The sequence below is a fragment of the Thiofilum sp. genome (assembly GCF_016711335.1).
Taxonomy (GTDB): domain Bacteria; phylum Pseudomonadota; class Gammaproteobacteria; order Thiotrichales; family Thiotrichaceae; genus Thiofilum.
In genome coordinates, this window is the sequence record NZ_JADJTF010000001.1 from 1,307,509 (window position 1) to 1,330,323 (window position 22,815).

Annotated in this window: 24 protein-coding genes; 10 read left to right on the forward strand and 14 right to left on the reverse strand. The window is 44.6% G+C overall.

Annotation, left to right across the window (positions count from 1 at the left end; genetic code table 11):
• Complete coding sequence (locus tag IPL34_RS06120) at positions 1–2,592, reverse strand: DNA topoisomerase I (protein ID WP_296839221.1); 2,592 nt, start codon at positions 2,590–2,592, stop codon at positions 1–3.
• Between the two features lie 192 nt (positions 2,593–2,784).
• Here IPL34_RS06120 and hslV point away from each other — a divergent pair, with 192 nt between their 5' ends.
• Both hslV and hslU read left to right on the forward strand, forming a co-directional pair.
• Positions 2,785–3,324, forward strand: coding sequence for an ATP-dependent protease subunit HslV (gene hslV, locus IPL34_RS06125; RefSeq protein ID WP_296839224.1), 540 nt, complete (start codon positions 2,785–2,787; stop codon positions 3,322–3,324).
• A complete protein-coding gene (gene hslU / locus IPL34_RS06130) occupies positions 3,321–4,682 on the forward strand; it encodes an ATP-dependent protease ATPase subunit HslU (protein WP_296839227.1) in 1,362 nt (453 codons plus the stop codon). Before hslV ends, hslU begins: the two co-directional genes overlap by 4 nt.
• A gap of 131 nt (positions 4,683–4,813) precedes the next feature.
• On the opposite strand, the gene IPL34_RS06135 is transcribed toward hslU, so the two are convergent.
• Positions 4,814–5,644, reverse strand: a complete 831-nt coding sequence (locus IPL34_RS06135; protein ID WP_296839230.1) for an SGNH hydrolase domain-containing protein — start codon at positions 5,642–5,644, stop codon at positions 4,814–4,816.
• Positions 5,645–5,797: 153 nt separating this feature from the next.
• Positions 5,798–7,234, reverse strand: coding sequence for a PLP-dependent aminotransferase family protein (locus IPL34_RS06140; protein ID WP_296839233.1), 1,437 nt, complete (start codon positions 7,232–7,234; stop codon positions 5,798–5,800).
• Positions 7,235–7,413: 179 nt separating this feature from the next.
• On the opposite strand from IPL34_RS06140, the gene ilvE reads away from it, so the two are divergent.
• The gene (gene ilvE / locus IPL34_RS06145; RefSeq protein ID WP_296839236.1) at positions 7,414–8,286 is read left to right on the forward strand and encodes a branched-chain-amino-acid transaminase; all 873 of its coding nucleotides are present in this window, start codon (positions 7,414–7,416) and stop codon (positions 8,284–8,286) included.
• Between the two features lie 60 nt (positions 8,287–8,346).
• Here ilvE and IPL34_RS06150 read toward each other — a convergent pair whose 3' ends face one another.
• Positions 8,347–8,700 (reverse strand): hypothetical protein, encoded by a 354-nt coding sequence (locus IPL34_RS06150; protein ID WP_296839239.1) that lies wholly within the window; start codon positions 8,698–8,700, stop codon positions 8,347–8,349.
• 130 nt (positions 8,701–8,830) lie between these two features.
• Between IPL34_RS06150 and IPL34_RS06155 the strand changes: the two genes are divergently transcribed.
• From IPL34_RS06155 to IPL34_RS06165, 3 genes are all read left to right on the forward strand, one after another.
• Positions 8,831–9,073, forward strand: a complete 243-nt coding sequence (locus IPL34_RS06155) for a type II toxin-antitoxin system ParD family antitoxin (RefSeq protein ID WP_296839242.1) — start codon at positions 8,831–8,833, stop codon at positions 9,071–9,073.
• Positions 9,074–9,400, forward strand: coding sequence for a type II toxin-antitoxin system RelE/ParE family toxin (locus IPL34_RS06160; protein ID WP_296839245.1), 327 nt, complete (start codon positions 9,074–9,076; stop codon positions 9,398–9,400).
• Between the two features lie 72 nt (positions 9,401–9,472).
• Positions 9,473–10,063, forward strand: a complete 591-nt coding sequence (locus tag IPL34_RS06165; RefSeq protein ID WP_296839248.1) for a HupE/UreJ family protein — start codon at positions 9,473–9,475, stop codon at positions 10,061–10,063.
• Positions 10,064–10,169: 106 nt separating this feature from the next.
• Here IPL34_RS06165 and IPL34_RS06170 read toward each other — a convergent pair whose 3' ends face one another.
• Complete coding sequence (locus IPL34_RS06170) at positions 10,170–10,772, reverse strand: hypothetical protein (RefSeq protein WP_296839250.1); 603 nt, start codon at positions 10,770–10,772, stop codon at positions 10,170–10,172.
• Between the two features lie 214 nt (positions 10,773–10,986).
• On the opposite strand from IPL34_RS06170, the gene IPL34_RS06175 reads away from it, so the two are divergent.
• The gene (locus IPL34_RS06175) at positions 10,987–12,498 is read left to right on the forward strand and encodes a YifB family Mg chelatase-like AAA ATPase (protein ID WP_296839252.1); all 1,512 of its coding nucleotides are present in this window, start codon (positions 10,987–10,989) and stop codon (positions 12,496–12,498) included.
• Between the two features lie 28 nt (positions 12,499–12,526).
• On the opposite strand, the gene IPL34_RS06180 is transcribed toward IPL34_RS06175, so the two are convergent.
• The 3 genes from IPL34_RS06180 to IPL34_RS06190 all read right to left on the reverse strand — a co-directional run bounded on the left by IPL34_RS06180 (position 12,527) and on the right by IPL34_RS06190 (position 15,181).
• Positions 12,527–13,642, reverse strand: a complete 1,116-nt coding sequence (locus tag IPL34_RS06180; protein WP_296839255.1) for a Fic family protein — start codon at positions 13,640–13,642, stop codon at positions 12,527–12,529.
• A 93-nt stretch (positions 13,643–13,735) separates the two neighbouring features.
• Positions 13,736–14,890 (reverse strand): 8-amino-7-oxononanoate synthase, encoded by a 1,155-nt coding sequence (bioF, locus tag IPL34_RS06185; RefSeq protein WP_296839257.1) that lies wholly within the window; start codon positions 14,888–14,890, stop codon positions 13,736–13,738.
• A 60-nt stretch (positions 14,891–14,950) separates the two neighbouring features.
• Positions 14,951–15,181, reverse strand: a complete 231-nt coding sequence (locus IPL34_RS06190; RefSeq protein WP_296839260.1) for a sulfurtransferase TusA family protein — start codon at positions 15,179–15,181, stop codon at positions 14,951–14,953.
• Between the two features lie 125 nt (positions 15,182–15,306).
• Here IPL34_RS06190 and dapF point away from each other — a divergent pair, with 125 nt between their 5' ends.
• The 3 genes from dapF to xerC are packed head-to-tail and all read left to right on the forward strand — an operon-like array spanning position 15,307 to position 17,788.
• Entirely contained in the window at positions 15,307–16,146 is an 840-nt protein-coding gene (gene dapF, locus IPL34_RS06195) for a diaminopimelate epimerase (RefSeq protein WP_296839263.1), read from the forward strand.
• Positions 16,143–16,871, forward strand: a complete 729-nt coding sequence (locus tag IPL34_RS06200) for a DUF484 family protein (protein WP_296839265.1) — start codon at positions 16,143–16,145, stop codon at positions 16,869–16,871. The genes dapF and IPL34_RS06200 overlap by 4 nt, the downstream gene beginning before the upstream one ends.
• Positions 16,872–16,873: 2 nt before the next feature.
• The gene (gene xerC / locus IPL34_RS06205; RefSeq protein ID WP_296839267.1) at positions 16,874–17,788 is read left to right on the forward strand and encodes a tyrosine recombinase XerC; all 915 of its coding nucleotides are present in this window, start codon (positions 16,874–16,876) and stop codon (positions 17,786–17,788) included.
• Here xerC and IPL34_RS06210 read toward each other — a convergent pair.
• The 6 genes from IPL34_RS06210 to lipA all read right to left on the reverse strand — a co-directional run bounded on the left by IPL34_RS06210 (position 17,785) and on the right by lipA (position 22,758).
• Entirely contained in the window at positions 17,785–18,333 is a 549-nt protein-coding gene (locus IPL34_RS06210; RefSeq protein WP_296839269.1) for an ankyrin repeat domain-containing protein, read from the reverse strand. The genes xerC and IPL34_RS06210 overlap by 4 nt on opposite strands.
• A 54-nt stretch (positions 18,334–18,387) precedes the next feature.
• Positions 18,388–18,732, reverse strand: a complete 345-nt coding sequence (locus tag IPL34_RS06215) for a hypothetical protein (RefSeq protein ID WP_296839271.1) — start codon at positions 18,730–18,732, stop codon at positions 18,388–18,390.
• A 114-nt stretch (positions 18,733–18,846) separates the two neighbouring features.
• Positions 18,847–19,986, reverse strand: coding sequence for an IS4 family transposase (locus IPL34_RS06220; RefSeq protein WP_296839273.1), 1,140 nt, complete (start codon positions 19,984–19,986; stop codon positions 18,847–18,849).
• Between the two features lie 113 nt (positions 19,987–20,099).
• Positions 20,100–20,855, reverse strand: a complete 756-nt coding sequence (locus tag IPL34_RS06225; protein ID WP_296839276.1) for an ATP-binding protein — start codon at positions 20,853–20,855, stop codon at positions 20,100–20,102.
• A 166-nt stretch (positions 20,856–21,021) separates the two neighbouring features.
• Complete coding sequence (locus IPL34_RS06230) at positions 21,022–21,801, reverse strand: YdcF family protein (RefSeq protein ID WP_296839278.1); 780 nt, start codon at positions 21,799–21,801, stop codon at positions 21,022–21,024.
• A 12-nt stretch (positions 21,802–21,813) separates the two neighbouring features.
• A complete protein-coding gene (gene lipA, locus IPL34_RS06235; RefSeq protein ID WP_296839280.1) occupies positions 21,814–22,758 on the reverse strand; it encodes a lipoyl synthase in 945 nt (314 codons plus the stop codon).
• Positions 22,759–22,815 lie beyond the last annotated feature (57 nt).

The window sequence follows — 22,815 nt, forward strand, 5'->3', positions numbered from 1 at the left end:
TTAAAACGGAACCTCATCATCATTGATAGGTTGAGGCGCTTTTTTCGCAGTGCTTTTGGCACTACTGGCTTTTTTTGCAGGTTTAGCCTCGGTTTTTACTTCTGGTGTTTTTTTAGTTCGGGTAGCTTTAGGTTTAGCTTCACTTTCACTAATGGCGGTTTTCTTCACAGTAGTTTTTTTAGGCTTTGCTTCAACCTCAGTACTGTCCGCTTTCTTAGCACGGGGCTTTTTGGGCTTTTCCTCCGTATCTACAGTGCTTGCAGCAGTATTTGCCTCGGTGCTTTCGGCTTTTTTGCGTGTTTTCTTTTCCGGTGTAGCTGCGGTGATTAAGGCTTGAGCTTCTTCCTCGGTTATATCAGCAACGGTTTCTAGTTTATCCTTAGGAATCCGTGCTTTGATTTTGCCTTTGACTACAAACGGTCCCCAACGCCCTTTAACGATTTGTAAGCCTTTGCCGAAATCTTTAATGAGCTTGGCGGCATCAGACTCTTTTTTCTCAGCAATGAGTGCTAAAGCACGTTCTAGCGTCACCGTGTAAGGGTCATCGTCTTTTTTCAGCGAGGCAAATTGATCTTTACCAAATTTCACATACGGACCAAAACGCCCAATCGCTACTGTTATCTTCTCGCCTTCAGCCGTTTCACCTAGTTCACGCGGTAAGCGGAATAGCTCTAAGGCTTCCTCAAGGGTCAATGTATCAATCTTCATCCCCGGACGTAGGCTAGCAAAGGTAGGTTTGTCCTCATCTTCAGCGCTGCCAATTTGCACCATAGGACCAAAGCGTCCAATGCGAGCAATAACGGGTTTACCAGTGCGAGGATCAACACCTAATTCACGCGGTTTGAGTACATCACTACGATTGACAGTTTCCATTTTCTCATCGACGAGCGTATGGAACGGCTTCCAAAACTCATCCATGACCGGAACCCACTCGGCTTCACCGCGTGAGATAGCATCTAGCTGATCTTCAAGATTAGCGGTAAAGCTGTAATCCACGTATTGAGTAAAATGCTCCGTCAAAAAGCGATTCACCACCCGTCCAATATCAGTCGGGATAAAGCGGCGTTGGGATAACTCTACATACTCACGCCCTTGTAGGGTGGAAATAATACTGGCATAAGTGGACGGACGCCCAATGCCAAATTCTTCCAAGGCTTTCACCAATGATGCCTCAGAATAGCGAGGGGGCGGCTCGGTAAAATGCTGTTGATTAATAATGTCATGCAAAGGTACTTTTTGCCCTTCCACTAAAGGCGGTAAAGGCGAATCCTTTTCCTGTGCTTGATCGTCTAGGCCTTCTTCATACACCGTCAAAAAGCCCGCATGCCGCACCACCGAACCCGTAGCACGGAAAAAGCTTGCTGGTTCAGCACTGAGATTCACCGACATAGTGTCAATCGTGGCATGAATCATTTGGCAGGCAACCGCGCGTTTCCAAATCAATTCATATAATTTGAATTGATCTTCGGTCAAAAACGCTTTCACTTGCTCCGGTGTGCGTAGTGCAGAAGTTGGGCGGATAGCTTCATGCGCTTCTTGAGCATTTTTAGATTTAGTTTTGTACTGACGCGCAGTATCGGGTAAGTAATCTTTACCATAGCGACTAGCAATTAAAGCGCGTAATTCAGCAATAGCTTCATTAGCTAAATTCACTGAGTCAGTACGCATATAAGTAATTAAACCGACAGTGCCATCTTTGCCTAGATCAATCCCCTCATATAGCTGCTGTGCAGTACGCATAGTGCGTTGGGAGGAGAAATACAGTTTACGTACCGCTTCTTGTTGCAAGGTGGAGGTGGTAAAAGGTGGAGCAGGGGAGCGTCTACGTTCTTTCTTTTCTATTTTAGTGACCAGTAATGCACCCTTTGCCACATTTAATAAGTGGGCTTTAACTTCAGCCGCTTGTTGCTCAGTGGTAATATCAAATTGCTCCACACGCTTGTCTTGTAAAGTATGCAGCCTTGCATTAAAGACAGCTTTATCCTGTGAGCATTGTGCGGTAATAGTCCAGTATTCTTGCGTGACAAAGCGTTCGATTGCTTCTTCACGCTCCACAATTAAACGTAAGGCTGGGCTTTGCACTCGACCAGCGGAGAGGCTGGGTTTAATTTTACGCCAAAGTAGTGGCGATAAGTTAAAACCTACTAAGTAATCTAAGGCACGCCGAGCTTGTTGGGCATCGACCAAGGGAATGGCTAAGTCGCGTGGATGCTGAATAGCCTCTTGAATCGCTTTTTTAGTAATTTCATGAAACACCACGCGCTGTACTTGTTTGCCTTCTAATAGCCCGCGTTCTTTGAGAATCTCATATAAATGCCACGAAATCGCCTCGCCCTCACGATCAGGGTCGGTGGCTAGATAAAGTGTATGAGCCTTTTTGAGTGCCCTAATAATAGCCTCAACATGCTTTTGATTACGGTCAATAAGTTCGTAGCGCATGGCATAGCGCTGATTGGGGTCAACCGCGCCTTCTTTGGGAATTAAATCACGCACGTGACCGTAGGAGGCTAAGACAGTAAAGCCTTTCCCTAGATATTTTTCGATAGTCTTACCCTTGGCTGGGGACTCAACGATCACTAAATTTTCGCTCATTATTCTATTTTCAGCGCTAGCGCCGGTCTCAATTGCTTAAGGAAGGGCATTGTAAACCTGAATTGAACGCAAAAGTAAAGCCCTGATTGCAAGGAAAGCGCCCGATTAGCCAACAAATTCACGCTGAGGGCTTGATTTTTTACTCTAGCATCACCATAAAACTGTTTTCCCTGACAACAATTGGAGCAGGTTTTGGAACAGTTTCGAGGTACAACCATCCTAAGTGTACGGCGCAATGGACTGGTGGCAATTGGGGGTGATGGGCAAGTCACTATGGGTAATACTGTAATGAAAGGTAATGCTCGTAAAGTACGCCGTTTATACAACAATAATGTCATTGCCGGATTTGCAGGCGGTACTGCGGATGCGTTTACCTTATTTGAGCGCTTTGAAGCTAAGTTGCAAAGTGTCAATGGCAATCTAACCCGTGCAGCAGTAGCTCTAGCGAAAGATTGGCGTACTGATCGCATGTTACGCCGCTTAGAAGCCTTATTAGCGGTCGCGGATAAAGACACCTCGTTAATTATTACCGGAAATGGCGATGTGATTGAGCCGGAAAACAGTTTAATTGCGATTGGTTCGGGCGGTCCTTTTGCTCAATCAGCCGCTCGTGCCTTATTAGAAAATACCGATTTATCAGCCCGTGAAATCGTAGAAAAAGGGCTAAACATTGCAGCGGATATCTGCATTTATAGCAATCATCACATTACCATTGAGGAAATCCGCCCATGAGTACCATGACTCCGCGCGAGATTGTGCAGGAATTAGATAAACACGTCATTGGTCAACACAAAGCCAAACGCTCAGTGGCCATTGCGCTACGTAATCGTTGGCGGCGTCAACAGCTTGACAATACCCTGCGCCATGAAGTGACCCCGAAAAATATTCTCATGATTGGTCCTACGGGTGTGGGTAAGACCGAAATCGCTCGCCGTTTAGCTCGTCTAGCTAATGCGCCCTTTATTAAAGTAGAAGCTACCAAATTTACCGAAGTGGGCTATGTCGGTAAGGAGGTCGATAGCATTATTCGTGATCTGGCGGATGTCGCGGTCAAAATGATGCGTGAACAAGAAGTAGCTAAGGTACGTTATCGCGCTGAAGAGGCGGCAGAAGAGCGTATTTTAGATATTTTATTACCACCTGCTCGTAAAGATAGCAGCAATAATGACTGGTTAGGTTTAAATGATGAAACCGCCAAACCCACCGCTGAAGAAAGCACTGCTCGGCAAAAATTCCGTAAAAAATTACGTGAAGGCGAATTAAACGATAAAGAAATTGAGCTAGAGGTCGCAGTTGCTGGAGCCTCGGTGGAGATTATGACCCCTCCGGGCATGGAGGAAATGGCGAGTCAATTAAGTGGCCTATTCCAAAATTTAGGCTCGCAACGTAAACGTAAGCGCAAAATGCGTATTAAAGACGCGCTGAAACAGCTTGCCGATGAAGAAGCACATAAAATGGTGAATGAAGAAGAGCTCAAGCAACGTGCGGTGCAAGCGGTAGAACAAAATGGCATTGTGTTCTTAGACGAAATTGACAAAATTGCGCGTGGTGAAGGTAAGGTGAGTGGTGCGGATGTATCGCGTGAAGGGGTACAACGTGACTTATTACCTTTGATCGAAGGCTGTACGGTCAATACTAAATACGGCATGATCAAAACCGATCATATTTTATTTATCACCTCCGGCGCGTTCCATGTGGCTAAGCCCTCGGATCTGATTCCAGAGCTGCAAGGTCGTTTGCCGATTCGGGTGGAAATGACCGCGCTAAGTGCCGATGATTTTGAAAAGATTTTAACTGAGCCAAAAGCATCCTTGACTGAGCAATATATTGGTCTGCTCAAAACGGAAGGGGTGGATTTAAGTTTTACTAAAGACGCTATCCGTCGTATTGCTGAAATTGCCTTTGAGGTGAATGAGCGTACTGAAAATATTGGCGCACGACGTTTGCATACAGTCATGGAGCGTTTATTGGAAAATCTATTATTCGATGCGCCCGATTGTGCAAGTACTTTTGAAGTGACGGCGGCGGATGTAGGTAAGGCATTAGATGAGTTGGTACAGGATGAGGATTTGAGTCGGTATATTCTGTAGTGCGTTTTGATGCTAAGTCGTATTGTTAAAAACCGGAGGCTATTTTTTGAAATAGCCTCTAGTTTTTTTAAGCGGGTAAATAGATATTGTTCACTAGCCAGATCAATTTAAATACCCTTAGTGCGATAACCTCATAATTGATTCAAGGGAGCATTTTGTAATAGCACTTGACCCATATAACGTGCACCCGCTTGAGTTAAATGACCTCCATCAAAACTAATCAAGCGTGCTTGTGGCGTAAAGAGTGGACACTCCGTATCACTTTTACAAAGTAAGGCTTGTACATCAACCAAACTCCCTTTAGGCACAACTCGACGTAGAGTCGTGGTGATTTCCTGCTGAGTCCCTTCAACTGGATTGCGCAATAATTTGAGTTCGGATTCAGACATAGTTAAATAGTGTCTTAAATTCAGTTTTCCAAAACTTTTGCGACCTACTACCAATAGCTTTTGTGGCGCTTGGATATTTAGATTTTGTATAGTAGTTTGAAGACGCTGTACCGACCATAATTTCCAATTAGCCGCTAAAATAACTACATCGGCTTGCTTAATCTGCGCTAAGGCAGCAGCTAAGGTGTCAGATTGTTGGCAGTTAGGCACATGTTTTTTGTCAATTAAACGACTAATATCTTCAGTACCCAAATAAACCCCACATATAGCAGGAATACGCCGCGTGCTAATTTGATAACGTTGATCCATATTATTTTCTACCAATGCATTATAGAAATCCTGAGCATGGCTATCACCAATAACCAACATTTTTTTGCGCGGATTTGCCATATCAAACGGTTTATTTAATTGAGCTAGAAAACCTTGACGCAGGTATTCACCACTTTGGGTAGGATTAGAAGCCATCATAATATCGTTACGAGCGTTAGAGGCTTGTGCAACACTTAAACTAATTAATGTCATTAATACTAAAAGTATTAGTCTTATTAACGAAGCAATGAATTTTGGTAGCATCACGTACTCCCTAGAGCTTTAGAGATTTACTCAACTATTAGAGGTGCAAGTGCGCAAAATGTTGCAAAGATTTTCCCATTCAGTATTTACTAAGTAGTCATGCAAAAGTTACCGAGCATTCCTTATCAAATAGGAGTGGTTGCAGCTAGAGGTCTACAAAGCTACCAAGTGTAGCGGATTCAACATCTTAAACACCAACTGCCCTAAATATTCCAATACTTGCTCTAAATAGGGCGTCCACGGATGCGCACAATTCAGGCGAATGAAATTCTGATATTTTTGTGAGGCAGAGAAAATTTGTCCGGGCACAATACTAATTTTAGCTTGTAGCGCTTGTTGGCATAGCACTAGCGCATCAACCTTAGGATCGAGTTCAACCCATAACACAAACCCACCTTTAGGTTGAGTCACGCGGGTATTGGGTGGGAAGTATTTGCTAATCGCATGGGTAAATAAGCTGACTTGGCGCTGATAAGTGCTTTGCGCTTGGCGTAGATAGCGCTCATAGCCACTTTGCTCTAAATAATGCGCCACTGCCAATTGTTGTAAAGTCGGTGTAGCTAAATTGGCAATGTATTTTAAGTATTCGACTTGCTGAAAATAAGCGCCTGCCACCATCCAACCTAAGCGTAATCCGGGGGAAATGGTTTTAGAAAACGAGGAGCAATAAATCACTTTGCCCAAGGGGTCGAAACTATGCAAACTGCGCGGACGCTCACCACTAAAGCCCAAATCACCGTAAATATCATCCTCAATTAACACCAGATTATGCCGATGAGCCAGTTGCACCAGTTGACGCTTTTTCTCATCAGCGAGTAAGCAGCCTAATGGATTACTAAAGTTTGGAATAATCACGCAAGCTTTAACATTCCATTGTTCCACTGCCAAGGTGAGCGCTGGAATACTAATGCCTTCTTGGGGATCGGTGGGAATTTCGAGCGCTTTCATACCCAATGCATCAATGACTTGTAATAGCCCATAAAAAGTGGGTGATTCAATAGCGATGGTATCGCCCGGCTGAGCCACCGCGCGTAGTGCTAGAGTGATAGCCTCTTGGCAGCCATTAGTGATCAGAATTTCACTCGCCTCTACGCTACTGCCATATAGATACATGCGTTTAGCAATTTGATGCTGCAATTCTGGCAAGCCGGGCGGAAAAATATAATTCGCGGCACGGCGCGAGTGTTGGCGCACCACATAACTCAGACTACGTTGATAGGCGGCTAAGGGTAAAAAACTTGCATCAGGTACGGCAGCGCCTAAATGTGCAATGGCGTCATGATTAGCGGCTTGGGCTAATTGCAATACCAAATCCTGTCCCGTTACCACAATAGGTTTGAGTTCAGGGCGTGAGGGATGGGGTGTTTTTAGCCTTAAAGGGACTTGATGGCTCACGTAATAGCCCGAACGCGGACGTGCCTCTAATAAGCCGCTGTTTTCTAATTGGCGTTGGGCTTGCACAATAGTGGATATGCTCACGCCAAATTGAGTGCTTAAATGGCGCACACCGGGGAGACGCATGCCGGGGTGATAGATTCCCTTATGAATGCGTTGAGTAAGTTGATGAGCAATATCATGATAGAGCGTCATAGCAATACAGTTTCTCGTTATTAGAGTCAGTACAGGTACAGTAGCAGCTAAGCTGTACTGAGGAAATATACATTACTCTGAATCTGTACTGGTAGAGGATTACTGGTAAGATAGGATTTATGAGTAGCACGGGCTGTTAAGCAGTCGATGTTTAATTTAGTAATAGGTTTGAAAGCATAATGAGTGACATAGCACAGTGTTGGATCAATGGCGAGGTCATACCCGCACAACAAGCGAGCGTTTCCGTTTTTGATCATGGCTTTTTATACGGAGATGGTATTTTTGAAGGCATTCGTTTTTACAATAAGCGCGTGTTTCGCTTACCGCTACATATGGCTCGCCTTAAGCGTTCAGCGCGTGCTTTACAGTTAGATATTCCTCTGGATGATGCAGCTTTTGAGGCGGCAATCTATGCCACTATTAATGCTTTCTCCTTAGCCGATGGCTATTTACGGGTATTGGTAACGCGGGGGGTAGGAGCATTAGGCATTAATCCCGCCAATTGTGCTAAGCCAGCGGTCATTATTATTGCTGATAAATTAGTAATGGTCGGGGATGAAGAACGCAATCGCGGTATTCGTGCGATTATTGCCGCCACGCGCCGTATGACTCCAGACCGCCTCGATCCGCGTATTAAAAGCCTCAATTACCTCAATGCGATTCAAGCCAAAATGGAGGCTAATTACGCAGGCGTAGAAGAAGCGATTTTATTAAATGAGCGCGGTTTTGTGACCGAAGGCTCAGCCATGAATATCTTTGTGGTGCGTGAGGGGGTAATTCATACTCCCCCTGCTACCGAGGGCGCACTACAGGGGGTTACGCGCGGAACAGTATTAGAAGTAGCTAAGGAGTTAGGTATTCCCGCGTTTGAAACAGTACTCACTTCATATGATTTATTCACAGCCGATGAGTGCTTTTTCACGGGTACGGGAGCCAAACTCATCCCCATCCGTGAAATTGATGGACGTAAAATGGCGACCTGTCCGGGTGATATTTATCTAAAACTATTGGCAGGCTTCAATGCTTTGGTAGCGCGTGAAACCGCAGGCTGATTGATTTTTAGAAATGAATAGGGGAGTACCCATGAGTTGAGTACTCCTTTCTCGCTTGGGCTAGCTCACGTAAGACTGAATCTGTTTCCAATCTTTTTTATCACCTTGGATGGTAAATTCTTCGCCAGATTTGGTTCTGACCTTGATCTTGAACTGTAATTCTTTGCCGAATAGATATAAGGGAATAGCCACAATTAGCCCCACAATCGTAATGGCTAATACCAGCATAATCAAATAGTTAAAGAATGAGTGAGATTCGGTCTTTTCAATTAATTGCATCGAGCGCATATCATCCATGAGCTTAAACCCACGCTCGGTGAGTAATCGCGCTCGAATTTCTAATACTGCTCCGTGTGCTCGTGAGGTAATAATGACAGCTTGGCTGCCTTTAAAATTTCCATCAATAACTTTCATGTGCTGTCCGTTGTGAATAGCGAATAAAGCTCAGTATAAAGGGTTGTGTAGGGGTAGCGTACTAAATTAATTTGACAATCTTTGCCAATACATCATACTTAAACTGTATTCATTAGTAGGATAAAGTAGTATGGCAACTATGAATATTTCTTTGCCGGATAGCTTAAAGTTGTTTGTACAAGAGCGTATTGAGCATTCGGATTTTAGTAATCCTAGTGATTACATTCGTGCCTTGATTCGCGCAGATAAAGAGCGTTATTTAGAACAACAATTAGAGCAAGCTCTGTTACAAGGAATTAACTCTGGACAATCCAAGCCAATTAATGAGCAGTTTTGGCAACGTTTGGAGGCTAAGGCTCAAGGAGGCTCATAAGTGTTAAACTTATTGATTACTCCACAAGCAGAGCTGGATATAGATGCAGTAATCACCTACTTGTTGGAAGTCAATCCTAAGGCGGCTACTCAGTTTGTAGGGGAGTTAAGAGCCACCTTTGAATTATTGGCTGACAATCCACAATTAGGTACAAAGCGTCACTATCGCAATAAAGCTTTAGCCAATATTCGTATGTTTCCGGTGAAAAAGTACCAAACCTATTTAGTTTTTTACTTGAGCAGTGATGTAACACTAGAGATTATTCGTGTACTACATGGACGACGAGATTTAGAAGGGCTACTTAACGATGCTGATGATAGTCATTAAATTTCAGTAGGTATTTTGCTAAAACCCGTCTTAAAATTCAAAGATTCTTTAGTGTCATAACAAGGATTGATTATGCTTCAGTTTCAGCGCTTCAGTTTAGTATTACTAACTTTGATGTTACCTTCACTAGCTTTAGCTCATTCAGGGGCAGGTGATGGCTCTGGTTTTGTATCGGGTTTCTTGCATCCTTTGGGCGGACTTGATCATGTGGCTGCTATGGTTGCGGTAGGTATCTTAGGGGCATTTATGGGAAAACCCGCAATTTGGGTCCTACCGATAACTTTCCCGATTGTGATGGCGTTTGGGGGCGTATTAGGGGTATTAGGGGTTCCCGTGCCCGGTATTGAAATCGGTATCGCGGTGTCCTCTATTGTATTGGGCATTATGATTATTATGGGCACTAAGCCGCCTCTACCTATTGCTATTACCATTGTAGCCGCTTTTGCTATTTTTCACGGCTATGCTCACGGTGCTGAGCTACCCCAAGCGGCTAATCCGCTGGCGTATAGTGCAGGCTTTGTGATTTCAACAGGCTTATTGCATTTAGCAGGTATTGCCTTTGGTGAACTCATCCGTATGCCACATGGGGTCAAAATTGTGCGTGCTGCGGGGGGTATTATTGCGCTAGCAGGTGGCTACTTTTTAATGAATGTGTTTGCCTAACCTAAAATGCTGGTGAAAGTCTAAGAGATATTAAGAGTAGCTACCTTAGGGGCTACTCTTATAGAGCTAAGCCTATGCTATATAGGCTCTAAAAATGAATGTCTCATCAGCTATTGGGGTAAGACACACCTATCACATCTGCATATTGGATCTTAGGGCTATTAGCCATGTATTGAGCGATTTTATCCATAGTGTTTTGATCCAGTGTTTGTCCTATACCCTTGATTTGAATAATTTTCCAACCATCTTCAGCATCCCTCAAAAAGGAAGACTCTACATTGAGTTCCTGAGCGAGCTTTTGCAGCTCTGCCTCCATATCATCCGTTAAGCCTCTTTGATCGAGGCTGCTATTTTCAAATTTTATTAAAATTTGTTGCTGAGAAAGCTGATATTCCTCATGTGTTATGGGTTGTTCAGCGTACTTGCCCTGCATAGCTATTTGCTCAGGTGTTAATACCTCTAGCTGAGTTTTTTGTGGAGTTGGAGGAGCTAGGGGTGGAACATTATAAGCTTGTGATAGGCTGAGTAGTTGTTTAATAAGATTATAGAGTAATGAGCTAGTATCACGGTTATTCCATAACGGATTACGAGCAAACGGGTGAGCTAATAACGTCTTGTTCTGAGCGGATGCTAAGTTACTAGGATCAGCAAGTGTTCTAGCTCTACTTTTCATTGGATAGGACACAAGGCTTAAGGGGGAAATCATCATAAAACCCTTTAGGTTGTTACTTTATTAATTTTTAGTTTTTATCATAGGATAATGACTATTAAAAATGTGTAACAGGTAGAGGAGAAAAGATAAAAGGCTAAGATAGTAACTAAGGAATTGATTAGCCCATTTGTCCCCTCTCTTTTGCCTCAGCTTCAACCTTTCCGCCAAAATGCTTAGTACTTCACCTCAATAATAGAAAAGTACTAAGCCTATGAGTCTCGCTATTACCTACAGTCGTACTAATGATGGTTTGAATGCTCCTTTAGTGAGTGTGGAAGTACATTTAGCGAATGGTTTGCCCGGATTTTCCATCGTGGGATTGCCAGAGGCCGCAGTACGAGAAAGCCGAGATCGAGTGCGTGCCGCCATTACCAATTCCGGTTATGAATTTCCGCTCAAACGTATCACGGTCAATTTAGCCCCCGCCGATATTCCTAAAGATGGTGGGCGCTTTGATTTACCCATTGCCCTAGGTGTACTGGCGGCTAGCTATCAACTACCAAGCGAAGGCTTAAATCAGTATGAGTTTATTGGTGAATTATCCTTAGGTGGACAATTGCGGGGCGTGCGTGGAGTCTTGCCGACAGCATTTGCCTCGCGTGAATCAGGACGACAGCTCATAGTACCGACTCAAAATGCCGATGAAGCTGCTTTGATTCGTAGCCTTGCTGTGTATCCGGCGAGTGATTTAAAAGCAGTAGTCGATCATTTACAAAACACTAAAGCCATTGCCCGTTATCAATTAGAAATTGCTTTTAAAGAAACGACTTACCCCTTTGATATGGCGGATGTAAAGGGGCAGTTTGTTGCACGGCGAGCCTTAGAGGTCGCCGCAGCAGGTGGACATAATTTAATGATGATAGGACCACCCGGAACCGGTAAAACCATGCTAGCCAATCGGCTGGTAACGATTTTACCTCCTTTGACCGAAACCGAGGCGCTAGAGTCAGCCACCGTAGCCTCGATTAGTCAACAAGGGTTTAGTGCTGAACGCTGGGGTTTGCGTCCGGTGCGTGAGCCGCATCATACCTCATCAGGTATCGCATTAGTGGGTGGTGGCTCGAATGTGCAGCCGGGCGAGATTTCATTGGCGCATCATGGTGTATTGTTTTTAGATGAGTTGACCGAGTTTGACCGTAAAGTACTAGATGTATTGCGTGAGCCTTTAGAAACCGGACAAATTACGTTATCCCGTGCCGCACGACAGGCGACCTATCCCGCTAATTTTCAACTGATTACTGCGATGAATCCGTGTCCGCGTGGGCGTGCTTGTGATCTAAGGGATAATTGCGAATGTTCCCATGAACAGCAAAAACGCCATCGAAGTCGGATTTCCGCCCCGTTTTTAGATCGGATTGATATTCAAATTGAAGTGCCAAGGGTCAAACAAGAGGACTTGCAAACGGTGCAAACCGGAGAGTCAAGTACCGTCATTCGAGGTCGAGTAGAGGCTGCAAGACAGCGCCAATATGAGCGCCAACAAGTATTGAATCATCAGTTAGCAGGCAAAGCATTAGATAATTATTGCGCTTTGAGCGATAAGGATAAACAGCTCTTAAGTAGTGCTATGGAGCGTTTTAAATTATCCGCCCGCGCTTATCACCGTATTTTAAAAGTCGCTCGCACCATCGCCGATTTAGCACAAAGTGAAGGGATCAAAACGACGCATTTGTCCGAGGCTTTATCGTATCGAGTGATGGATCGGCTGATGTCGGGTGGATAACTTTACCATCAAATCAGGTCTTCAATTTTTACTCTAATTCTGATTCTGCTACTAACCGATAACTGGTACTACGTCCACCACTGGCATTGGGGATAAAAAGACCAGAGGCTACCAGTTCTCGAATATCACGCAAGGCTGTATCGGTGGAGCATTTGGCTAAGGTGGCATATTTTGAGGTATTCATAAAACCCTCAAAGTCTTCTAGCATACGATTTAAAATCAGGCGTTGACGGGCATTGAGTGTCTCAAGATTGGCTTTTTTCCATATTTTATCTTTGTAATATACTGCTTGAAGGATGGAGTGGGCATGGTCTAAGGCACGACCTAAACATTTTAAAAACCAGATTAACCAAGAGGTTATATCAAGGTCACTACGTTGTTGAGTTTCTAATTGTTGGTAATATGCTTTTTTATCCAATTCGATTTGAGTGGACATACTATAAAAGCGTTGCGGAAGTTGATCGGCACGCGCTAGACACAGATCACTGATAGCTCGTGCCAAACGTCCATTACCATCCTCAAAAGGATGCAGGGTAATAAACCAAAAATGGGCTATCCCTGCTTTTAAAATAGGGTCTAGCGATGTAGAGCTTTCCAGCCAACTCAGAAATACCGCCATTTCACTCTCTAAGCGCTGTGCAGAAGGGGCTTGGAAATGAATATGCTCTCGACCTTTATAGTGAGAGATCACTTGCATAGGATCAGAGGAGGGTAAACGCCACAGTCCCACCATAATAGGATAAATGCCACTATAGCCCGTTGGAAACAATGCAGCATGCCAACCCCATAAACGCTCAGTAGTGATAGGTTGAGCATAGTGCTGGGTCGCGTCCAACATAACTTCTACAATACCTTCTACATTACGCTGCCTCCTGTTTAAACCACCTTGTTCTAAACCTAAATGTCTTGCAATAGAGGAACGTACTGCTTCGGGGTGAAGTATTTCACCTTCAATAGCGGAGCTTTTCACTACATCATGAGTTAGAACCCGTAGGCTAGTTTCTTGTTGTATGGCAAAGCCTAAGCACTCCATTTGTCCTAGTAGTTTGCCTTGCTGATACCGTATCTGACTGAGTAAGGGCTGCAATAGATCGGCATTCCAACGAAAATGTGGCCAGTCAGGGTGTTCATGTATCCAAGGCATAAGCAGATTTTTGGGCAAGTTCAATAGTCTTACAGTATGCAGTAAATCATAATACGATGCTATTCACCGCAGATTTTGCGGCGAATAGCGTTTTTATTCACCGCAAGCTTGGCTTAAACCCATTAATAATTGATCGACTTGCTCCAGCGTATGCGATACAGAAAAGGTAATTCTTAATCTGGCTGTATTAGTAGGTACAGTGGGGGGGCGTATGGCAATGACTAGCAATCCTAGCTCTTGTAAACGTTGGCTGATCTGTAAAGCTTTGGCACTATCCCCAATAAGAATCGGTTGAATCGGCGTATTCGAGTCCATTAATTGCAAACCTAATTGCGTTGCTCCTTGCCGAAAATGTTGGATGAGTTGCTGTAAATGCTCCCGTCGCCAATGTTCTGTTTTAACTAATTCAAGACTGGCTAACGTAGCACCTGCAATCGCAGGAGGCTGAGCAGTGGTATAAATAAAAGGGCGTGCAACTTGAATCAAGTATTCAATTAAATCCTGAGAACCCGCTACAAACGCTCCCGCAGTGCCAAGGGCTTTGCCTAAAGTACCCATTAAAATCGGTACATCTTTCTGGGTAAGCTTTAACTCCTCGACTAAGCCAGCGCCTGTTTTGCCCAATACACCAAATCCATGTGCATCATCCACCATGAGCCATAATTGATGGTGTTGAGCAATCTCAGCTAGTTCCCGCAAAGGAGCTACATCGCCATCCATGCTAAAAACCCCATCCGTCATAATCATAGCATCAGGACTAGGGTTACTTTGGATACGCTGGCTTAGGTGTTTTATATCATTATGGACATAGCGGATGAGTTTAGCCTCAGACATTAATGCACCATCGATCAGTGAGGCGTGATTGAGGCGATCCTGAAAAATAATATCGTCTTTATCCATTAAGGCATTGGCAATAGCAAGGTTTGCCATATACCCCGTAGAAAACATTAGTACACGCTCGCGCCCCGTAAATGCTGCCAGCGCTTCTTCTAATTGTTGATGAAGACGTGAATGACCATTAATTAAGTGCGCTGCTCCACTACCTACTCCATAGTCATTAGCCGCTTGTTGAAAGGCTTTAATGATTTGAGGGTGATTCGCTAAGCCTAAATAATCATTACTACAAAAATTGAGTAGGGTTTTACCATTAATAACCATGACAGGTTGTTGGGGACTGTCACTAATGCGTGGCTGGCGATAGAGGTGTTGAGCTTGACGGTCTTGAATGCGGGCGCGAAGATCTTTCATGGCGAGCGGTCAAAAAGAATGAGCATACCTTTTTGACCACTTCAGTGTAAGAGCGTTGAATTAGCCTTTCTTAATGAAGAAGGTATATTCGCCACCGTTTTCGCCACTGCTAACAATCTGATTGCCAGTTTGTTTAGCAAATGATTCCATATCCTTTACAGAACCCGGATCGGTCGCTACTACTTTTAGGATTTCGCCAGATGCTAACGTATTCATTGCTTTTTTGGTGCGTAAAATAGGGAGTGGGCAGTTTAAGCCACGGGCATCTAGTTCTTGATTAAATTCACTCATTGTCATCCTCTCCTAATCTTGGATTAATTTAGATTGCGGTCTAAAACCTCAGGGCGTTACCATAACATCAAACTTTAGGTGTCGCCATATATTTATTAGACTATTCTAATATTAGAGGATTCTTCATGACTCGACCAGTATTACAGTTTGTTAAAATGCACGGCTTAGGCAATGATTTTATGGTGATTGATGGAGTGCGCCAGCAAGTGCAATTGTCCAATGAGCAAGTGAAGCATCTAGGTGATCGCCATTTTGGAGTAGGGTTTGATCAATTATTGCTAGTGGAGTCTTATGAAGGGGACGATGCTGAGTTTCGCTATCGGATTTTTAATGCGGATGGTTCAGAGGTAGAGCAGTGTGGTAATGGGGCGCGTTGTTTTGCACGTTTTGTTTATGATCAAGGTTTAACACAAAATACCACTATTCCCGTAATGACTGCCAAAGGACGTATAGTATTAGTGCTTCAGCCCGATGGTATGGTAACGGTAGATATGGGTAAGCCCATTTTAACCCCTGCTGAGATACCGTTCATTTTTGATTCGTATCAGAGTGTTTATAATCTATCTTTCAATGAGCATACCGTTGCTATTTCAGCGATTTCGATGGGCAATCCACATGCAGTATTAGTGGTGGATAATGTCGATACGGCTCCAGTACAGCAATGGGGTGAGGTTATTGAACGCCATGCGCAATTCCCACGACGAGTTAATGTGGGATTTATGCAAGTGCTTAATCCAGAGCAAATACGCTTAAGAGTATTTGAGCGTGCGGTAGGTGAAACGCTGGCTTGTGGAACCGGAGCCTGTGCGGCTGTAGTGGCAGGTCAGTTACGGGGCTTGCTTGCTGAGCGCGTTGGGGTGGAGTTACCCGGCGGACGTTTACAAATTGAATGGTTAGGTGAGGGCCATAGCGTTAAAATGACCGGTCCTGCCACCACTGTTTTTTCGGGTGTAATAACATTATGAGTGGAACAAGAGCGCCTCAGGCGAACTTGTCTGTGGAACCACAGCAAGTGGTTGAATTTTTACAGCAGCATCCTGATTTTTTCACCGAACATGAGGTGTTGCTTGATCAATTAGTGATTCCTCATCCTAGTACAGGGAATGTGGTGTCGCTGTTAGAGCGTTTAGTGCAACGTCAGCGGGCGCGTCAACAACAATTAGAGCAGCAATTAGAAACCCTAGTGCATGCGGCACGTGGCAGTGAACGTATGGTGGGCGGGCTACACGTTTTAGCAGTAGAGTTATTGGGCTGTCATAGTCTAGAGCAAGTAATTCAAGTTTGTAATCGCATTATTAAAAATGAATTTAAAGCTCATAGTGTCGTATTTCGTTTAATTGGGCAGGGGCAAGCACAAGAGGGTTTGAACTTTATTAGCCCTGAAGATCGAGCTTTAAAACAACTCTCGCATCTCTTTACCAAGCGTCAACCGGTATGCGGACGTTTAAGACCTAAGCAACAAGAGTTTTTATTCGGTACACAAGGAGCGGTTATTAAGTCAGCCGTATTAATACCCCTGTTTTCCCAATATGAATTAGGGGTTTTAGCTTTGGGGAGCGATGATGAAGGGCGCTTCTATCCCGGTATGGGAACTTTATTTATTAATCAACTAGGAGCTTTGGTATCGAGTGCCTTAGCGCGTCATGTCACACCCGTACCGCTTAGCTCAGTTGAGTCTACAGGACATTAAAGGTGTCAGTGATTCCTGATGAGTACCTACGTTATCTTAAGACTGAAAAGCGTTATGCGGTTTTAACCGTTAATGCTTATTGTATTGACCTTAATGAGTTTTTTAACTGGTTAGCTGAGCGGCGCATTGACTATATCAAAGTCCAGCCGGATCAGGTTAGACAATGGTCAGCTCATCTGCATCGAGGTGGATTAGATGGACGTAGTATTCAACGTAAACTCTCCTCCTTACGCCGCTTTTATCATTTCCTCTTACGTGAGCATCAAGTTAAGTTTAATCCTGCTATTGATATTCGTGCACCACGCTTTACCCTCAAGCTGCCAGCTACATTAACCGTTGACACTATTAATAACTTTCTAGATGTGCCCTCACACTCTTGGTTAGAAACGCGTGATTTGGCGATGATGGAGTTATTTTATTCTTCGGGTTTGCGCCTATCCGAGTTAGTGAGTGTGAATGTGCAAGATATTGATTGGTACACGCATCAAGTCAAAGTTTTAGGTAAGGGTAGTAAAGAAAGGATTGTTCCCATAGGCAGTAAAGCGATGCTTGCTTTGGAAAAGTGGCTACCGCTACGCTTAGGCTTAGTGGATGAAACAGAAGATGCGTTGTTTTTGAGCCAACGCGCTAAGCGTATTAATCCCCGTACTGTGCAAGTACGGCTAAAAGTCTGGCAGAAAAAACATACCCTGACGCAAAGGTTGCATCCGCATAAATTACGTCATTCGTTTGCCAGCCACATTCTGGAATCATCAGGTGATCTGAGGGCAGTGCAAGAGTTATTGGGACACTCGAATATTATTACTACCCAAATATATACGCACTTAGATTATCAGTCACTGGCTCAGGCGTATGACAATGCCCATCCTCGAGCACGTAAACGCCGTGAGCCAACCGATACAGATAGTTCGTCTTAACGCTGATTAGGGCGTGGACGATAGCCTAACATCATGGCTATATCGATATGATTACCATCAACCGCCATTTGCATCGGGGTTTTATTACCACGATCATTGGTGCGCATATGGGGAATAGCGCCCATTCTTAATAAATAACGTACCGCTTCACTGTGACCAAAGCGTGCTGCATGATGCAGCGGAGTCCAGCCTTTGGAGGTGCGGGCATTAACATTGCCACCGTGATTCGCCAAATAAATCAGTGGTTCTAAATGACCACGCGAAGCCGCCGCATGTAGCGCGGTTTCTCCAAAGCGCGTACCAAAACTAGGATCAGCACCTTGCTCGACTAAAGCCCGAATCCGTCCGGTATTGCCACCTAATGCGGCTAGCCATAGCTCCTCATTCTGATCACGTTGATTTTGCGCGGAATTAACCGGAGCATCAGTAGCAAATAACTCCATTGAGTCATTGCCTGCGGAACCATTGTTGGTTCCGGGGGCAGCTTGTAAGGGTAAGGTAGTGGCTAACAGGACAAATCCAAAAGCCAAGATCGTAGATTTCATAGCATCCATTCACTCTATGGGGGTTGTGAGAATGGATTTACCCGTTAACAGCGTTTAATTGGGGCTTTCGTAAAATACATACGAAGTAGAGTAATCGCTGATTTCAAAGTAAACCCGTTTTTCACCAGCATCAGCTACACCATTAAGATTGGCATCTAAGACACCATAGCCAAACCGATAGGGACGATCAGAATTGCTAGTAGTGCCGCTGGCGGTAGTTAGTTTATCAACTTTCAGGAAGCGTTTTGCTAATTTATCAGCAGCGTATACCTCTAAAACCCCATTAGTACCCGTCCAGTTTTGAATGGATCGACCAATTTGGTTTTGGGTCTCTTGAGTACACGCTGATAGTAGACCTAATGTGACTAATAGTGCGGCTGCTAGTTTAGTACCTTGCATGAAATTCTCCTTAGATTAAATCGAATCTGAGTATTGTTTGATGGCAGGACAGGACTAGAAAGGGCCCTTGTGCTGCTGAGCAATACTTCAAATCCTCTGTACACGACAATTCGCTTAACTCATTGAATCTTTTTCAAAAGAAAATCGCCTGAGTTTCATCCGTCCATCCTCGATCGCCATGAATTGTGGTGGACAAAGGAACAGAAGCAGCAGCCTAAGCCTATCCACTTTTTCCCGTACCCTTCCATTCAATAAATCGGTCAAGTAGTCCAAGCCGTAACGGAAGACACTTTGCTCTTTGCGTCCATGTTTTTTCGTCTTCAAAGGCTTGACGGCTTTTTCCTTCCATTCGCCGACTTTGTGCGCCCAACAGAAGCCAATGGCAAGCAACGCCATCATCTTTTTGATGCGAGGGGGTTTGGTGAAGTGAGTGGCTTCCATGTGAAAACCACGCCCTTTCAAGCATTGGAACAGGTTTTCAATTTCCCAACGTAGCCGATAAGTGCCAATGGGATCAGCCGTGTAGTGGTTGCTGGCGATAATCAACAACTCACCACTGGGCAGCTTTGAGCCACTGAGCCAAACCCATTCCCCGCTAACGTCGCGACGGTGACGGAGAACGCGCCGTTTACCCGGCTTGAGGTTGGCAAACAGCGAGCGGACATGCGCCTCTTTTTTGTGTTTGTCGGTCATCAACTGATTACCCTTGATACGAATCAAGTAGGGAATCTCTTTGGAAGACAACCACTTCCACCATTGACCACCAATAAACTCACGGTCAGCCAACACACCCAAGATGTTGTTGCGCCCGAATTGGCTGATAAATCGTTGCAGCAGGGCAATACGTTCACGTTGGTTAGAATTACCGCGTTTGTTCAACACCATCCAGTAAACGGGGATAGCCGCACCTTGGTAAACAACCGCCAAAGTCAGGAGATTGAGGTTGGATTTGCCCCATTTCCAGTTGGTTCTGTCGAGTGTGAGGTAGTATTGTTGACCACTAAAGGCGAACATTCCCATAAGAAAATGGGCAATGTCATTGTAATTAAAGAACACTTGGCTAAAAAAGCGTTGCATCCGTCGATAGCGGGAACCAATGTCGGTGTCAGAATCTATGTGTACCGCCAACAACGCCAAATTCATTTGTCGCGCACTCAGCAAAGTATGCAGCATTCCCACAAAACAATCCAAACGGGGCTTGCCCCAACTCAAGTGGGCTTTTAAACTGTCACGTAGTCCATCGCTCAGATCCATTTTGCTCTCCTGTGTGGTAACTAGAGAGTAAAACATAGGAGCGGTGGACTTTCACCATCTCCATGACAAACATGCTAAATCAATAAGTTAGTGGTTTTGTCGTGTACAGAGCTTCAAATCATACTGTGGTTATAAAATTGACGGGCAATCCGTCCACTCTTATCACCACGTTCGGTTGCAAAGCGCAATGCTTCCTCGTGTAATGTATTGGGATCAATACCGCGCCCTTTAAATAAACGATCTACTATTTGTAAGTAAACGGCTTCATCCATAGGCGCAAAGTTGAGGGTTAAGCCAAACCGATCCGCTAATGATAAACGCTCATCTTGGGCTTCGTCACATTTACCCGTGAGATTAGCAGTTACCCCTGTATTGGACATGAGATAACGCCGATTAGAGGTGGCATAAATCAGAATATTTGCGGGTGGTTTCTCTAGGTTACCCTCCATCATGCCTTTGAGTTGCCGATGATCACATTGCCCATCATCAAAAGATAAGTCATCACAAAAGACTATAAATTTATGTTGGTTATCATGTAGATCATCGGTAATGTCTTGGAGTAGGTGTAAATCATCCCTAGGAATTTGAATCATGCGTAGACCATAAACATGATAACGAGTCAGTACCGCCTTGATTAAGGATGATTTCCCCACACCCCGCGCTCCCCAAAGCAACACATGATTACTGGCTTTACCGCGTAAGAAATTTTCGGTGTTTTTATAAATAGCATTCTTTTGTTCTTCTATTCCTAATAGGCTTTCAGGGTCTACTAAATCTACATTGACTATGGGTTTTAAATAATGACGATTAGAACGCCACACGGCTGCCACGGTAGAGCGCCAATCAATGCCTGTTTTGCCAAATGCCATATTAGTTTCCGCTATTAATTAGGGTTTAAGTCATGCCTGTCGTGGAGCGCTAGCACAGGACTTAAACGAGTGGGTGGGATGTGTTATTTTCAGTTGGTATACAGTTTAAAACGAAGCTGAGTTTTTTTCATGCGCCAAATGCATTAAATGGCATCGATCTGTGCTCTTAATTTGAGACCTTGCGTTGCAGTGTATACCAAGCTAGACCGAAGTATTCATGCAAAGCGAGCACACTGCGCTCTAAAGCGCTAGATTGCGGTGTCCAATTAGTCAAACCATAGTGCCAAGCAATACTTCCGCCAAACGAACAAGATGCAGGAATATAGTTTACCTCACGCTTTTGAAAGGCTAATAAGGAGCGTGGCATATGCCAGCTTTGCGTCACCAGCCACGCAGACTTGATTTCAGCGTTTGCTAAGATTTGATCGGTGAACTCGGCATTTTGTAGCGTGGTATGGCTTTGGGTTTCTACCCAGCGCACAGGGACTTTAAATTCGTTCTCCAGCACTGAGCGCATCATTTCGGCTTCACTCAGTTTTTCGGGTTGAGGCGAGCCACCGCTAATTAAAATCGGTAATTGAGTTTCACGATGCAAGAGTGCGGCATAGCGCAAACGCTCTAATCCCGTATTGCTACTGGTTTCACCGCCATATTCCGATGCAAGCTCATTACGCCCCGCGCCTAAGACCACAATGGCTTCGGGGAGTGGTGTGGTTTTCCATAACTCCGCTTGGGCGGGATAACGGTTTTGTAGATCGCGTAACAACCACGCGGAAGTAGCAGGTGTCGCAAGTAGTATGATTTGCAGCCAGCCTAGCACGACTAAAGTCACTGCTAGGCGTGGACGTTTGAATAACCACAGCAATAAAGCCATGAGGGTAATCAAAAGCAGATTACCCGGTGGCAAGATTAAAAACTCAAAAGAGCGTACCCAAAGAATCGACATAAAGGATAGGTACTAATTAATCACATGGGCGGCTTGTTGGTCGGCATGATAAGACGAGCGCACCATAGGGCCACTCGCCACATGCGAGAACCCCATTTCCATCCCTAAACGAGCGAGTTCAGCAAATTCGTCAGGATGTACAAAGCGCACGACAGGTAAATGATCACGGCTGGGTTGTAAATATTGCCCTAAAGTCAACATATCACAGTTATGAGCACGTAAATCGCGCATCACGGCTAGTACTTCATCCATTTCCTCACCTAAGCCCAGCATTAAACCGGATTTAGTCGGTACATGAGGAAATAAGGCTTTGAATTCCTTAATCAGCGTCAAGGAGTATTGATAATCTGAGCCCGGACGAGCCTTTTTGTATAAACGCGGTACTGTTTCGAGATTATGATTAAACACATCAGGAGGTGCTTTTTTCATAATATCTAAGGCTATCTCCATCCGTCCGCGAAAGTCTGGGGTCAGAATCTCGATTTGAATAGTCGGAGAGAGGGCGCGGGTCTGCTCAATACACTTCACAAAATGCTCAGCACCCCCATCGCGTAAGTCATCACGATCTACCGAGGTAATCACCACATAGCGTAAGCCCATCGCTTTAATGGTTTGCGCCATATTCAGGGGTTCGTCTTCATCTAGCGGTTGGGGGCGACCGTGAGCCACATCACAAAACGGGCAACGACGGGTGCAAATATCGCCCATAATCATAAAAGTCGCTGTGCCTTTGGTGAAGCACTCACCCAAGTTGGGGCAAGCCGCTTCCTCGCACACGGTATGCAGCTTTTGCTCACGTAAAATTTGCTTAAGATTTCTGACTTGCGGACTAGTGGGGGCTTGGGCTTTGATCCAACTAGGCTTGCGTTTAAATTCGGTGGTAGGCTCGACTTTAATGGGAATACGCGAGACTTTATCGGCGCCGCGTTGTTTGACGCCTACTTCTTTGGTTGACATATCCTAGGTATCTCACTCTGGTGAAGGCGTCATTATAGGCGCAATTGTGAGTTAGTT

Coding starts and splice junctions, on each gene's coding strand:
- IPL34_RS06215 (WP_296839271.1), bottom strand. CDS start 18,732: ATGCAAGGTACTAAACTAGCAGCCGCACTATTAGTCACATTAGGTCTA.
- IPL34_RS06120 (WP_296839221.1), bottom strand. CDS start 2,592: ATGAGCGAAAATTTAGTGATCGTTGAGTCCCCAGCCAAGGGTAAGACT.
- IPL34_RS06225 (WP_296839276.1), bottom strand. CDS start 20,855: ATGGCATTTGGCAAAACAGGCATTGATTGGCGCTCTACCGTGGCAGCC.
- IPL34_RS06175 (WP_296839252.1), top strand. CDS start 10,987: ATGAGTCTCGCTATTACCTACAGTCGTACTAATGATGGTTTGAATGCT.
- IPL34_RS06140 (WP_296839233.1), bottom strand. CDS start 7,234: ATGACGCTCTATCATGATATTGCTCATCAACTTACTCAACGCATTCAT.
- IPL34_RS06200 (WP_296839265.1), top strand. CDS start 16,143: ATGAGTGGAACAAGAGCGCCTCAGGCGAACTTGTCTGTGGAACCACAG.
- hslU (WP_296839227.1), top strand. CDS start 3,321: ATGAGTACCATGACTCCGCGCGAGATTGTGCAGGAATTAGATAAACAC.
- IPL34_RS06190 (WP_296839260.1), bottom strand. CDS start 15,181: ATGAGTGAATTTAATCAAGAACTAGATGCCCGTGGCTTAAACTGCCCA.
- IPL34_RS06230 (WP_296839278.1), bottom strand. CDS start 21,801: ATGTCGATTCTTTGGGTACGCTCTTTTGAGTTTTTAATCTTGCCACCG.
- IPL34_RS06135 (WP_296839230.1), bottom strand. CDS start 5,644: ATGCTACCAAAATTCATTGCTTCGTTAATAAGACTAATACTTTTAGTA.
- IPL34_RS06150 (WP_296839239.1), bottom strand. CDS start 8,700: ATGAAAGTTATTGATGGAAATTTTAAAGGCAGCCAAGCTGTCATTATT.
- ilvE (WP_296839236.1), top strand. CDS start 7,414: ATGAGTGACATAGCACAGTGTTGGATCAATGGCGAGGTCATACCCGCA.
- IPL34_RS06165 (WP_296839248.1), top strand. CDS start 9,473: ATGCTTCAGTTTCAGCGCTTCAGTTTAGTATTACTAACTTTGATGTTA.
- IPL34_RS06220 (WP_296839273.1), bottom strand. CDS start 19,986: ATGGATCTGAGCGATGGACTACGTGACAGTTTAAAAGCCCACTTGAGT.
- dapF (WP_296839263.1), top strand. CDS start 15,307: ATGACTCGACCAGTATTACAGTTTGTTAAAATGCACGGCTTAGGCAAT.
- IPL34_RS06180 (WP_296839255.1), bottom strand. CDS start 13,642: ATGCCTTGGATACATGAACACCCTGACTGGCCACATTTTCGTTGGAAT.
- IPL34_RS06155 (WP_296839242.1), top strand. CDS start 8,831: ATGGCAACTATGAATATTTCTTTGCCGGATAGCTTAAAGTTGTTTGTA.
- IPL34_RS06210 (WP_296839269.1), bottom strand. CDS start 18,333: ATGAAATCTACGATCTTGGCTTTTGGATTTGTCCTGTTAGCCACTACC.
- bioF (WP_296839257.1), bottom strand. CDS start 14,890: ATGAAAGATCTTCGCGCCCGCATTCAAGACCGTCAAGCTCAACACCTC.
- lipA (WP_296839280.1), bottom strand. CDS start 22,758: ATGTCAACCAAAGAAGTAGGCGTCAAACAACGCGGCGCCGATAAAGTC.
- IPL34_RS06170 (WP_296839250.1), bottom strand. CDS start 10,772: ATGATGATTTCCCCCTTAAGCCTTGTGTCCTATCCAATGAAAAGTAGA.